The 12,065-nt window shown below is 62.1% G+C and carries 14 protein-coding genes; 5 read left to right on the plus strand and 9 right to left on the minus strand.

Annotated elements, in window-relative coordinates:
• The first annotated feature begins 6 nt into the window (after nucleotides 1-6).
• The gene (locus JMY24_RS21865) at nucleotides 7-204 is read left to right on the plus strand and encodes a hypothetical protein (protein WP_201702880.1); all 198 of its coding nucleotides are present in this window, start codon (nucleotides 7-9) and stop codon (nucleotides 202-204) included.
• Nucleotides 205-352: 148 nt separating this feature from the next.
• On the opposite strand, the gene hppD is transcribed toward JMY24_RS21865, so the two are convergent.
• Nucleotides 353-1,450 carry a 4-hydroxyphenylpyruvate dioxygenase gene (gene hppD / locus JMY24_RS21870; protein ID WP_128585323.1) on the minus strand — a complete coding sequence of 366 codons (1,098 nt, stop codon included), beginning with the start codon at nucleotides 1,448-1,450 and terminating at the stop codon, nucleotides 353-355.
• Between the two features lie 177 nt (nucleotides 1,451-1,627).
• Between hppD and JMY24_RS21875 the strand changes: the two genes are divergently transcribed.
• Entirely contained in the window at nucleotides 1,628-2,125 is a 498-nt protein-coding gene (locus tag JMY24_RS21875) for an Lrp/AsnC family transcriptional regulator (protein WP_128585324.1), read from the plus strand.
• An 86-nt stretch (nucleotides 2,126-2,211) separates the two neighbouring features.
• Here the strand turns inward: JMY24_RS21875 and JMY24_RS21880 are convergent, their stop codons facing one another.
• The 8 genes from JMY24_RS21880 to paaA all read right to left on the minus strand — a co-directional run bounded on the left by JMY24_RS21880 (nucleotide 2,212) and on the right by paaA (nucleotide 8,496).
• Nucleotides 2,212-2,880, minus strand: coding sequence for a GNAT family N-acetyltransferase (locus tag JMY24_RS21880; RefSeq protein WP_128585325.1), 669 nt, complete (start codon nucleotides 2,878-2,880; stop codon nucleotides 2,212-2,214).
• Nucleotides 2,881-3,123: 243 nt separating this feature from the next.
• Nucleotides 3,124-3,732, minus strand: a complete 609-nt coding sequence (locus tag JMY24_RS21885; protein ID WP_128585326.1) for a TetR/AcrR family transcriptional regulator — start codon at nucleotides 3,730-3,732, stop codon at nucleotides 3,124-3,126.
• A 10-nt stretch (nucleotides 3,733-3,742) separates the two neighbouring features.
• On the minus strand, nucleotides 3,743-4,558 hold the full coding sequence (locus tag JMY24_RS21890; RefSeq protein ID WP_128595951.1) for a DUF1835 domain-containing protein: 816 nt from the start codon (nucleotides 4,556-4,558) through the stop codon (nucleotides 3,743-3,745).
• Between the two features lie 142 nt (nucleotides 4,559-4,700).
• Nucleotides 4,701-5,789, minus strand: a complete 1,089-nt coding sequence (paaE, locus tag JMY24_RS21895; RefSeq protein ID WP_128595950.1) for a 1,2-phenylacetyl-CoA epoxidase subunit PaaE — start codon at nucleotides 5,787-5,789, stop codon at nucleotides 4,701-4,703.
• 1 nt (nucleotide 5,790) lies between these two features.
• Nucleotides 5,791-6,345 (minus strand): 1,2-phenylacetyl-CoA epoxidase subunit PaaD, encoded by a 555-nt coding sequence (gene paaD / locus JMY24_RS21900; protein WP_128595949.1) that lies wholly within the window; start codon nucleotides 6,343-6,345, stop codon nucleotides 5,791-5,793.
• A 16-nt stretch (nucleotides 6,346-6,361) separates the two neighbouring features.
• Nucleotides 6,362-7,165, minus strand: coding sequence for a 1,2-phenylacetyl-CoA epoxidase subunit PaaC (paaC, locus tag JMY24_RS21905; protein ID WP_128595948.1), 804 nt, complete (start codon nucleotides 7,163-7,165; stop codon nucleotides 6,362-6,364).
• Nucleotides 7,166-7,173: 8 nt separating this feature from the next.
• Complete coding sequence (gene paaB / locus JMY24_RS21910; RefSeq protein ID WP_020070840.1) at nucleotides 7,174-7,458, minus strand: 1,2-phenylacetyl-CoA epoxidase subunit PaaB; 285 nt, start codon at nucleotides 7,456-7,458, stop codon at nucleotides 7,174-7,176.
• Between the two features lie 39 nt (nucleotides 7,459-7,497).
• Nucleotides 7,498-8,496, minus strand: coding sequence for a 1,2-phenylacetyl-CoA epoxidase subunit PaaA (gene paaA / locus JMY24_RS21915; protein ID WP_128595947.1), 999 nt, complete (start codon nucleotides 8,494-8,496; stop codon nucleotides 7,498-7,500).
• 214 nt (nucleotides 8,497-8,710) lie between these two features.
• Here paaA and JMY24_RS21920 point away from each other — a divergent pair, with 214 nt between their 5' ends.
• Genes JMY24_RS21920 through JMY24_RS21925 form a run of 3 tightly spaced genes read left to right on the plus strand, consistent with a single transcriptional unit; the run spans nucleotide 8,711 to nucleotide 11,729 of the window.
• Nucleotides 8,711-10,336 carry an NAD(P)/FAD-dependent oxidoreductase gene (locus JMY24_RS21920; RefSeq protein WP_128595946.1) on the plus strand — a complete coding sequence of 542 codons (1,626 nt, stop codon included), beginning with the start codon at nucleotides 8,711-8,713 and terminating at the stop codon, nucleotides 10,334-10,336.
• Nucleotides 10,333-10,461, plus strand: coding sequence for a hypothetical protein (locus tag JMY24_RS39265; protein WP_268960812.1), 129 nt, complete (start codon nucleotides 10,333-10,335; stop codon nucleotides 10,459-10,461). The genes JMY24_RS21920 and JMY24_RS39265 overlap by 4 nt, the downstream gene beginning before the upstream one ends.
• Entirely contained in the window at nucleotides 10,458-11,729 is a 1,272-nt protein-coding gene (locus JMY24_RS21925; protein ID WP_201702881.1) for an SGNH/GDSL hydrolase family protein, read from the plus strand. The genes JMY24_RS39265 and JMY24_RS21925 overlap by 4 nt, the downstream gene beginning before the upstream one ends.
• Nucleotides 11,730-12,065 lie beyond the last annotated feature (336 nt).

The following is a 12,065-nucleotide window of genomic DNA, read 5'->3' on the forward strand; positions in this document are numbered from 1 at the left end:
GTACGCATGAACACTAGAAATATCCAGACCTTCCTGATGGTTTCGGCCGCATTTTTCGCAATCAGTGCGCCGGTTCGCTCGAATGCGGGCGCGGGGGCGCCGTCAAGCGTGATTAGCCGTACGGCGCTCGTTGCGCCTGCGCGCATCGCCATCAATCGGATCGCGCGCGAGAGCAAATCTGACAAGGAAGACCAGAATTCCTGACGCGCTGCCAATGCGGCGTATCACTGGCTAACCCGCCGTCGCTCGAAGTCGAGCAGCGGCGCAAACGACAAGGGCGAGGATCATACGATCCTCGCCCTTGTCGTTTTATCGGTGCTTATTCCGGGTTACGGCCGTCGGCGTCAGGAATTCACGCTTTGTCCTGCACCACGCCGCGGCGGATCTGATCCAGTTCGATGGATTCGAACAGCGCCTTGAAGTTGCCCTCGCCGAAACCCTGATTGCCCTTGCGCTGGATGATCTCGAAGAAGATCGGGCCGATCTGGTTCTCGGTGAAAATTTGCAGCAGCAGGTCGTCCGGCGCGCCGTCGATCAGGATTTTGCGCTTGCGCAGTTCGTCGAGCGGCTCACCGTGATTCGGCACGCGGCGGTCGACCAGTTCGTAATACGTGTCGATCGTGTCGAGCAGCGAGATGTTCGCCGCACGCAGACCGTCGACCGTGCGGTAAATGTCGTTGCTGCCAAGCGCAATGTGCTGAATACCTTCGCCGTGGTACGCGTCCAGGTATTCCTGGATCTGACCGGACGTTTCCGAACCTTCCTCGTTGATGGGAATGCGGATCTTGCCGCACGGCGACGTCATCGCTTTGGACTTCACGCCCGTCACCTTGCCTTCGATGTCGAAGTAACGCACTTCGCGGAAGTTGAACAGGCGTTCGTAGAACTCAGCCCATTCCTGCATGCGGCCACGGTGCACATTGTGCGTGAGGTGGTCGATGTACGTGAGGCCGTGACCAACGGGGTTGGGATTCGCGCCCGGAATCGGCTCGAAGTCGACGTCGTAAATATCGATATCGCCCACGCTGCCCGGCGCTGCGCCGTTCTTGCCGCGCCAGCGGTCGACGAAATAGATCAGCGAATCGCCAATGCCTTTGATCGCGGGAATGTTCAGTTCCATGGGGCCGGTTCTATTGTCGAAGCCCCACGCGCCTTTTTCGACCGCCTGCCGGTAGGCCTTCCCCGCATCCTGGACGCGGAAAGCGATCGCGCAGATCGACGGACCGTGCAAGCGCGCAAAGCGCTGCGCGAACGAATCCGGCTCACCGTTGACGATGAAGTTGATTTCGCCCTGCCGGTATAGCGTCACATCCTTATGACGATGCCGCGCAACCGCGGTAAAGCCCATCTGCTCGAAAAGCTTGCCGAGCGCCTTCGGATCGGGCGCGGTGTATTCGATGAACTCGAAGCCGTCTGTGCCGACGGGATTTTCCCAAGTTGCAACCTGCATTGTCTGTCTCCATGTCGAAGGGCGCGTCGCGCCGGAGTCGCGGGGGTTACCGATGATCGACCGCGACCGAATGACGCAAGTGTAAAGGCCGATCCGCGGCGAAGGCTTGCGAACTTAATCACGTCGAGCTAGGCTCGCGCTATTTTCTAGCTCCGTTTGAGGAAGGAAAGGCAGAAAATGGCCAATATAGAGATAGACGCAATCGACCGGCGTATCCTGGCGATTCTTCAGGAGAACGGCCGGCTGTCGAATCAGGAAATCGCCGAACGGATCAATCTTTCGCCGAGTCCCTGTTTGCGACGCATACGGCGGCTCGAAGAGAGCGGCGTGATCCGCGGCTACGTCGCGTTGCTTGATGCCCAGCGCCTGGGGCTCGATTTGCTCGCGTACGTCAATGTGCGGTTGGAAAAACGCGGCGGGCCGGCACTGAGTCCTCGCGGCGACGCGACTCATGCGGACCTTTTCCGCGCGGCCGTTCAGGCGTGGCCGGAGGTCGTGGCTTGTCACGCCATGACCGGCGAGATGGACTATCTGCTGCGCGTTCAAGTGGAAGACATGGCGCACTTTTCACGCTTCGTGCAGGACCAGCTGTTGCATCATCCGTCGGTGATCGACGTGAAGACGAGCTTTTCGCTCGAAAAGATCAAGGAGACGACCGCGTTGCCGATCTTATGAGGCGCGCGAGCGAAGATCCACGCAGCAAACAGAAAGGGCAGCCCTGAGGCTGCCCTTTTTCATGTTCACTTGGTGCGGCCGGATGTTCAGGCTGCGGCGGCTGTCGGCATAAAGCTTTCGAACAGTTTTGAAGCACGGCGCGCTTGACGTTTGAGCGCGTAGTCAAACACAGCGGCCTGTTCCTGCAGCATTTCCGTAATGATGCTGGTTTGATCCGCCGGCGGCAGCGTCAGATAGGCGTCTGCTTCGCCGTACGCGTACTCGATCTTCATGCCCGCTTTCTTCGCGATGTGCATCATGGTCGAATTGCGCGACAGGCAGTGCATGTACAGCATGGTGACATGGGTGTTGCGGCTGCGAATTGCAGCGCGCTCGAACAGCTTGGAACCGATACCTTGGCCGCGCACACTTTCGAGCACGGATACGCCGAACTCCGCCGTGCGCTTGTCGCCTTCAGCCGGCAGGTAGGCGAGGTGACCGACGCCGGTAAGCTGCAATTGATCGTCAAACACGCCGAATACGGTGTCGCGCGTGAAATCGATAGCGCGCACGTAATTTTCGATGACGTGGTCCGGCACGAACTGCCCGAAGCGCAACAGGCGGTCGTCTTCGTCTAGCGCGAGGAAGTGGGCCAGCAGCCGTTCACGGTCGATCGCAGTGAGTTCACGAACCAGAGCGGGTGCACGACCGGCTGGCAGCGACGCGCGATCGTGCGCGACGATCGGCTGGGCGGCGCGGGGTGTAATCAGGTTCATGGTCAGGTTCTCCTTGTGATCGTGCGGCGTTGCTGCACCGCAAAAACGATTGTAACGGATATGCGAATCCATCACTAGGGAAAACCCGTATCAAATATGGAGGCCGCTGTCTAATCTCAGAGTGCCTTGCTGCTAAGTGCTTGAATCAATGTAATAAAATAAAAAGAACGAGCGTTCAAGGCAAGTTGTCGCGCCCATGCAACTTGCACGAATACCCGGCCTGGATATTGCTGTCCCGCGCAATTACGCGGCCGCCGAGCCCAGCCCGTGGTCCACCATGGCTACAACTTGCTCGGCAAATTCCCGGTAGCCCATGCGCCCGCCTGGCTTGAGCCAGGTGAACGTCCAGTTGATCATGCCGAACACCATCATGGTTAGCGCGGTCTGGTTTTCGCGCGTGGCGCGCTCCGGATAAGCGCGCGCCAGTTGCCGCGCGAACGCGGCCACGACATCCCGCTGGCGGTTGAGGATGACCTCGCGCTGGGCGTCGACGAGATATTTCACGTCGTTCAGAAGCGCGACGTGCCGGCTGTGCGAGGTTTCGTATTCGGAGAGGAAGGCGCGGATCAATTCGGCGAACGTCTCGCGCTCGGTCAGGCCGCGGCGCTGGCTCGCGCCCTCGACCTCCGCAATGATCAGCATCAGCCGTTTGGTGTAACGGTCGAGTAGATCGAACAGGATCGCTTCCTTGCTGGCGTAGTAGTGATACAGGCGCGCTTTCGACGTGCCGCTCGCCGCGGCGAGATCTGACATCGACGTGCTCGGATAGCTCGTCTGCGCGAACTTCGCTGCCGCTAGTTCGAGAATCTGTTCGCGCTGGGTTTCGTGGTCGGGGGCTCGGGTGCGGGCCATGGTGGTCTGTTTATTGGTGTGGGCAAGGTGCAAGCGCTGCGCACAATTCCAGCGTGCGCCATGCGGTGGCGTCGCCGCGCAGCCTGATTCGGCGGGTGGCGGCCAGTTCGCGGAAGCGCCAGAGCACAATGCTGTCGCTGACGAGGAACCACAACTCAGCGGTCATCACCTCGGCGGCCACGCGGGCGGCGGGCTGCCAGTCGGCCGTGACGTGCTCGAGTATCAGCGTGTCGAGATCGGCGAAGCTGCCGCTCGTGAACGTGTTGTCGCGCCAGCGCCGCGTTTCGCCGTTCGCGTGTTTAGCTTCCTGCCATTCGAGCGCGAGCCGGCTGATGCGCAAGACCGAGATAGGTGCGGCGTCTGGCAAACGTGCCTGCAACACGGCCGGCGCGAACATGCCGACGGACGTCGCGCGGTCCCTGCGGCTATGCGCCCAGGCGCCGGCGTCGGTGAGATCGCGAATTGACAGACGCACTTCGTTCAGACGCTGTGGATTGTTGCGCAGGTAATAGCACACCCGGCGAAGCATCAATTGATCGGATGCGCTTTCGCCATGCCAGACCACCAGATTTGCGTCGTCGCGTGCAATGGCTTCCAGCGCTGCAGCCTGCTCACGGAACTCGCGAAGGAAATCGCGCTTCGTGTCGGCGCTCACGCGGTCCCAGAATGCGGCGCGCACTTCGGGACCATCGTCGATGCCGCGCAGTGGGCCGACCGCCAGATCGTCGCGCAGTGCGTGCACGCGATCGTCGCGTCCCACTTCGCGCAACGCGGTGCGCAATGATTCTGCGGCGACATCGCCGTTGGTTAGGTGGATCGTGCTCATTGGCCGTGAGTGGATTCTTGTTGGGCGATTGCCAAAAGGGGCCGCTCGCGAGACGGACTCAACGGTCCGATTGCGAGCGGCCCCTAGTGTAAGCGGATCGCGGAACGGCTCAAAGCTTCGCGGCGTCGAGTCCTAAGCGCGCTCAACGTTCGTCGTAGCTCACCACCACGCGGTCGCTGATTGGATGGCACTGACACGTCAGCACGAAACCGTCGCGGATTTCATGCTCTTCGAGCGTGTAGTTCTTTTCCATCTTCACTTCGCCTTCAACCACTTTGGCGCGGCAGGTGCAGCACACGCCGCCTTTGCATGCATACGGCAGCGCAAGGCCGGCGCGCAGACCGACGTCGAGCACGCTCACGCCCTGATACGGCAGACGCAGCTTGCGGCGTTTACCATCAAGCACGATTTCGAGGTCCGCAGCGGGCGTATCTTCAGTGATTTCGACGGGCGGCACGCCCGCCTGGGGCAGCGGCGAGCCAAAGCGCTCCACGTGCACTTTTTCAGACGGCACGCCGGCGGCTTTCAGCGCGGCCTCGGCGGCGTCCATCATCGGCGCGGGGCCGCAGATAAACGCTTCGTCGATGGAACCGGCCGGCACGAGGCTGTCGAGGAAGGCAGCGCACTTTTGCTGGTCCAGCACGCCGTTGAACAGTTCGACATCCTGCAAGTCGTCCGACAGCACGTGATAGAGCACGAAGCGGTTCATGAAGCGGTTCTTCAGGTCTTCGAGCTCTTCGGCGAACATGATCTGGTCGACGCTGCGGTTGCCGTAGATCAACGTGAAGGTGCTGCGCGGTTCGACCTCGAGCGTCGTCTTGATGATCGCGAGCACCGGCGTGATGCCCGAGCCGCCCGCGAAGGCGACGTACTGCTGGCCGTGATCCACGTTCAGATGGGTGAAGAACCGGCCGTCGGGCGTCATGACGTCGATCGTATGGCCCGGCTGGAGCGTGTCGAAAGCGAAGTTCGAGAAGCGCCCGCCGCGGACGCGCTTGATGCCGATGCGCAGTTCGCCGTCGCGGTCGTAGTCGGTCACGCCCACGCAAATCGAATACGAGCGGCGCGTTTCCTCTCCGTCGATGTGCGTTTTCAGCGTGACGAACTGGCCCTGCGTGAAGCGATAAAGCTCGCGCAGTTCCACGGGAACTTCGAACGCGACCGAGACGGCGTCGGCGGTTTCTGGCCGCACTTCGCGGATACGGAGCGGATGAAATTGCGGAGTGGCCATATCAGTATGGTTTGAAATAGTCGAAGGGTTCGCGGCAGTCGATGCAGCGGTACAAGGCTTTGCAAGCTGTCGAGCCGAACTGCGCGAGTCGTTCTGTATGCGCCGAGCCGCACCTGGGGCAGGACGGCGCGGGTAGAGCACGCGGCACGAAGCGCAGCACCTTTTCCTGCGGCACACCGGCAGAACCGGCCGCCGACCCGCAATTGCCCGTGGGCGGCGCAATGCCGTAAGCACGCAGCTTTTCGCGGGCGTCGGCGGTCATCCAGTCGGTGGTCCACGCCGGCGCCAGGACGGTGGAGATCCGGTACGGTTTGAGTTCCGCGACGTCGAGCGCATGCGCGACGTCTTCCGCGATCTGCGACATTGCCGGGCAACCGGAGTAGGTCGGCGTGATCACGACTTCGAGTGCGCCGTCCTCGGCGCGCCGGACGTCGCGCAATATGCCGAGTTCACGAATCGACACCACCGGAATCTCCGGATCGGGCACCGCTTCGAGCACTGCCCACGCCTGTTCGAGCGTGGCGTCGGCTCTTTGCGTCGTAATCGAGGTCGTCATCGTCGAATGGCCCGTATTACCAGGTGGCGCCGGGATGCTGGCGCGCAAGGCTTTGCATTTCGGCCAGCACGAAGCCCATGTGCTCGGAATGCTCGCCGTGTTTTCCAGTCGTGACGTGCTTGACCGCTTCGGGCAGGGTGAGCGTGGCTTGCTCGAGCGTCGCGCGAACGTCGTCGAGCCACGCGGCTTCGAGATCTGCGGTCAGCGGTCCGATGCCTGTGGCGGCGATGGTCTCTTCGACCGGATCGGCAGTGAAGAACTCGCGCGTGTACGGCAGCAGATAGTCCAGCGCAGCCTGCGCGCGTCGATGCGATTCCTCTGTGCCGTCGCCGAAGCGGATCAGCCATTCGCTCGCGTGATGCACGTGGTAGCTCGCTTCCTTGATCGACTTCGACGCGATCGCGGCAAGCTGCGTGTCCGCCGATTGCGTGAGCGCCGTCCACAGATGCGCCATCAATGTGGAGTAAAGAAAGTTGCGGACGATTGTGACCGCATAGTCCTTCTCTGCTTGGGCGGTAGCCGACAGCGGACCGCAGTGCGGCAGTTCGGCCAGCGTGTAATTCGCGAATTCACGCTCGGCGCGAAAGTACGCGTAATCGTCTTCCGTGCGCGTCTTGCCGGTGAGTTGCTGCTCCAGCGAGGCCGCGTGCGTATAAAGCAGGCGCGCCTGGCCGACAAGATCGAGGCTCATGTTCGACAGCGCGATGTCTTCTTCGAGAATCGGGCCGTGGCCGCACCACTCGCTATTGCGCTGACCGAGTATCAGCGCGGTATCCGCGAGGCGCAGCACGTATTGCAGATGTTCAGGCGTGATGTTCATGGCCGCGCTTACATGTGGTTGACTTCGTCGGGAAGCGTGTAGAACGTCGGATGGCGATAGATCTTGTCGCCGGCCGGGTCGAACAGTTCGGGCTTGTCTTGCGGCGCGGAGGCTGTAATCGCCGAAGACGGCACGACCCAGATGCTCACGCCTTCCTGACGGCGCGTGTAGACGTCGCGTGCCATGCGCAGCGCCATTTGCGCGTCGGCGGCGTGCAGGCTGCCGCAGTGTTTATGGTCGAGTCCCTGCTTGCTGCGCACGAAGACTTCCCAGATTGGCCATTCCTTGTTCATTCCTGATCTCCTGATTCTTTGCCGGGCGTGCCGCGCTTGTCAGGCGGCGTGCTGTTGTGCGCGCAGGCGCTGCTTTTCGGCGTGGGCGAGGGCGGCTTCGCGGACCCAGGCGCCGTCGTTATGAGCTTTGACGCGGGTGCTGAGACGCTCGCGATTGCACGGGCCGTCGCCGTTCACGACGCGCCAGAATTCTTCCCAGTCGATGTCGCCATAGTCGTAATGGCCGCGAGCCTCGTTCCATTTGAGGTCCGGGTCGGGCAGTGTGACGCCGAGGACTTTGGCCTGATCGACGGTGGCGTCGACGAATTTCTGGCGAAGGTCGTCGTTCGAAATACGCTTGATGCCCCATTTCGACGACTGATTGCTATGGATCGAGTCCTTGTCGCTCGGCCCGAACATCATCAGCACCGGCCACCACCAGCGGTTCACCGCCTGCTGGACGAGCTCGCGCTGAGCTTCGGTGCCCGACATCATCGCCATCAACGCGTCGAAACCCTGGCGCTGGTGGAACGACTCTTCCTTGCAGATGCGGATCATGGCGCGGGCGTACGGCCCGTATGTGCAACGGCACAGCGGAATCTGGTTCATGATTGCCGCGCCGTCTACAAGCCAGCCGATCACGCCGACGTCGGCCCACGTGGGCGTCGGGTAATTGAAGATGCTCGAATACTTCGCTTTGCCAGAATGCAGCGCCGCAACCAACTGGTCGCGCGAGACGCCGAGCGTTTCTGCCGCGCTATATAGATAGAGACCGTGGCCCGCTTCGTCCTGCACTTTGGCGAGCAGGATCGCCTTGCGCTTGAGGCTCGGTGCGCGTGTGATCCAGTTGCCTTCCGGCAGCATGCCGACGATCTCCGAATGCGCATGCTGCGAAATCTGGCGCACCAGAGTCTTGCGGTAAGCGTCGGGCATCCAGTCTTGCGGCTCGATCTTGCCGTCGGCGGCCATCACGGCGTCGAACTGCGTCTGCTCGGGCGACGTCGCGCCGGAGTCCAGCGGAGCTACGTTGCCGGGAATATCCAGGGATTGCGTGTACATGGGGACGCTCTTTGCGGGAGTTGTCTGGTGCGAACAGTATAAACCAACCGACCGGTCGGTTAATAAATTTTTTTGAGACGGGGCGGTCACCGCAATAGCGACGGGCGCAATCGCCAAAAGCTGTTTCGTCGCCGCCGAGTCCCCGGCCCCACGCTTAACCTATAAAATTGCGAATTGGCCGCGATTCGCGGCCTTCCTGCATCCCTCGGTACTCATGTTACGTCTCAGCGAAATCAAACTCCCGCTCGATCATCCCGAGAGTGCTCTTGAAGCCGCCGTCCGCGCGCGCCTCGCGGAACTCGGCGTGCCTGACAACGGGCTCGTCCGATACACGGTGTTCCGGCGGGCTCACGACGCGCGCAAGCGCGCAGACATCAAGCTCACCTATATCGTCGATGTGGAGGTCGCGGACGAAGCGGCCGCGCTCAAGCGAATCGCCGACGTGCCGCACTGCGGGCTGACGCCCGACATGACGTACCGGTTCGTCGCGAAGGCGCCGGCGCAACTGGCAACGCCGCGTCCGGTGGTGATCGGCATGGGGCCTTGCGGACTTTTTGCAGGGCTGATCCTCGCGCAAATGGGCTTCCGGCCGATCATTCTCGAACGCGGCAAGGCCGTGCGCGAGCGCACCAAGGACACTTTCGGGCTGTGGCGCAAGTCGGTGCTGAACCCGGAATCGAACGTCCAGTTCGGTGAGGGCGGTGCTGGCACTTTTTCGGACGGCAAGCTCTACAGCCAGATCAAGGACCCGAAACACTACGGCCGCAAAGTGCTGGACGAGTTCGTGCGTGCTGGCGCGCCGGAAGACATCCTGTACCTGAGCCGGCCCCATATCGGCACGTTTCGCCTGGTGAGCATGGTCGAGAAGATGCGCGCGACCATTCATGAACTGGGCGGCGAAGTGCGCTTCGAGACACGCGTGGACGATATCGACATCGACCAGGGGAAAGTGCGCGGGCTCACGCTGTCGACTGGCGAAACGCTGCGCTGCGATCACGTCGTACTGGCCGTTGGCCACAGCGCGCGCGACACGTTCGAGATGCTGCACGAACGCGGCGTCTATATAGAAGCAAAGCCGTTCTCACTGGGATTCCGGATCGAGCATCCTCAAGGTTTGATCGACCGTAGCCGGTTCGGCAAGTTTGCGGGCCACAAGCAGTTGGGCGCCGCGGACTATAAGGTGGTGCACCACTGCAGCAACGGGCGTGCGGTGTACAGCTTCTGCATGTGCCCGGGCGGTACCGTGGTCGCGGCGACGTCCGAGCCCGGGCGCGTGGTCACTAACGGCATGAGCCAGTACTCGCGCGCTGAGCGCAATGCGAACGCGGGGATCGTCGTGGGCATCACACCTGACGATTACCCCGGCGGGCCGCTTGCCGGGATTGCGTTTCAGCGCAAATGGGAAGAGCGGGCTTTCGAGCTCGGCGGCGGCAACTACATGGCGCCGGGGCAACTGGTCGGCGACTTCATTGCTGGGCGGCCGTCCACGTCGCTCGGTTCTGTGGTGCCGTCTTATAAGCCGGGCGTGCATCCCACGGATCTCAGCACGGCCCTGCCGGACTACGTGATCGAGGCAATTCGCGAAGCGCTGCCGCAAATGGACAAGAAGATCGCCGGTTTTGCGATGCATGACGCTGTGTTGACCGGGGTGGAGACGCGGACCTCGTCGCCGATCCGGGTGCGCCGCCGGGAGGACTATCAGAGCATGAACGTCGAGGGTCTCTATCCGGCCGGAGAGGGCGCGGGTTACGCCGGCGGCATCTATTCGGCCGCGATCGACGGGATCGAAGTCGCCGAGGCGCTCGCTTTGAAGATGACCGGGGCAAAAGAGGCCTCGTGAGTGAGCAGGGCAGCAGCTTGCTGCGGCGCGCGCGCCGCGGGGTTGCCGTGGCGACACTGCTCGCCGCGTCGCCCGGTGCGTTCGTGCACAATGCCCGTTTCGCTTCGAGCCAGACACCGGAATGACCATTCGCTCTTTAGCCGCCGCCTGCGGCGCGGCGCTGCTTTGCCAGTTCGCCGTTTCATCAACCGCCGCTGCCGCCGATGCCCCGCCGCATTGGGTCACCGCGTGGGCTACGGCGCTGCAGCCCATTCCACAACGGTCCGACTTGCCGCCGTTGTACCGCGCGCCGGAAGTGGCTGGGCGCACTGTCCGTCAGATTGTTTATCCGACGCTGTCCGGAAGGTCGGCACGAATTCACCTCAGCAACGAATATGGCAAGACGCCACTGGTGATCGAGGATCTGCGCATCGCGCGGTCCGCGGGCGGCGCGGCGGCTTCGGCCAGCGGCGGCGCGCGGGTGACGTTCAATGGGAAGAGCGCCGTGAGCGTGCCGCCGGGCCGCGAGTTGGACAGCGATCCGATTGCGATGGACATCAACGAAGGCGCCCCATACGCAATCAGCGCATTCATGCGCCCGGAACAGCGGATCGCGGCATGGCATCGCGTCGCGAACCAGCTCAGCTACGTTTCGGGGCCGGGCAACCATACGGCCGACTCGGGCGCAGAGGCGTTTCGCGGACGCTTCACTCAATATGTATGGACGACGGCGTTGTCGGTGGACGCGGCGCCCGAAGCGACGGCAATTGCGGCGATCGGCGATTCGATCACAGACGGCATGCGCTCCAGCCTGAACCAGAATCGCCGATGGCCCGATGTCCTCGCCCGGCGGTTGGCCGCTTCGGGGAACGGGTCGACGGCGGTGGTCAATTTAGGGATCAGCGGCAACCGGCTGCTGAACGATTCACCCTGCTATGGCGACGCGCTAATGACGCGTTTTGGACGCGACGTGCTCGAGCGGCCCGGCGTCAAGGCGGTCGTTGTGCTGATCGGCATCAACGATATCAATTTCGCGGCGATGCCGGCACGCAGCGGTCTTGATTGCGACTACCCCCATGCTTCGGTGACGGCGGCCGACCTGATCGCGGGCTATCAGCGGGTGATTGCAGCGGCGCGACACGCGGGCGTAAAGGTGTTCGGAGGAACGTTGACGCCCGCGTCGCTTCCGCCGCAGCGCGAAAATATTCGTCTTGCGGTTAACGAGTGGATTCGGTCGAGCCATGCTTTCGACGGCGTTGTTGATTTCGACGCCGCGCTGCGCGATCCGGCGCAACCGGATCGACTTCAGGGCAAGTTCGATAGCGGCGATCACATCCATCCAGGCGATGCCGGTTACGCCGCCATGGCCGGGGCGGTGCCCGTCGAGGCGTTACTAAATTCGGTGCGCAGGTGAATCGCCAAAAAGTTATCGTCAAACCCTTGTCATGAGGTTGTGGGTGACCTATCATTCGGCTCCTCGTTTGCGAACGAGGGCCGCGGCGGAAACCAGCGGCGGTGGCGTCAACAAGGTTTTAAGCGAAAGCGAAAAAATGTAGTTGACGAAACAGAAGAGAGTCTTCATAATCTCGTTTCTCTGCTGCTGATGCAGCGACGCAGAACGAAGCGGTGCCGGGTAGTAGTGGTAAGGGCAGCGCAGCGTGAAGCGGACCGATCTTTAAAAACTAACAGCCGATAAGTGTGGGCGCTTGATGCGCGACGCGAGTGGATCTCCGGATTCACGCAAAGCGAA

The organism is Paraburkholderia kirstenboschensis, from assembly GCF_904848585.1.
GTDB lineage: Bacteria > Pseudomonadota > Gammaproteobacteria > Burkholderiales > Burkholderiaceae > Paraburkholderia > Paraburkholderia kirstenboschensis.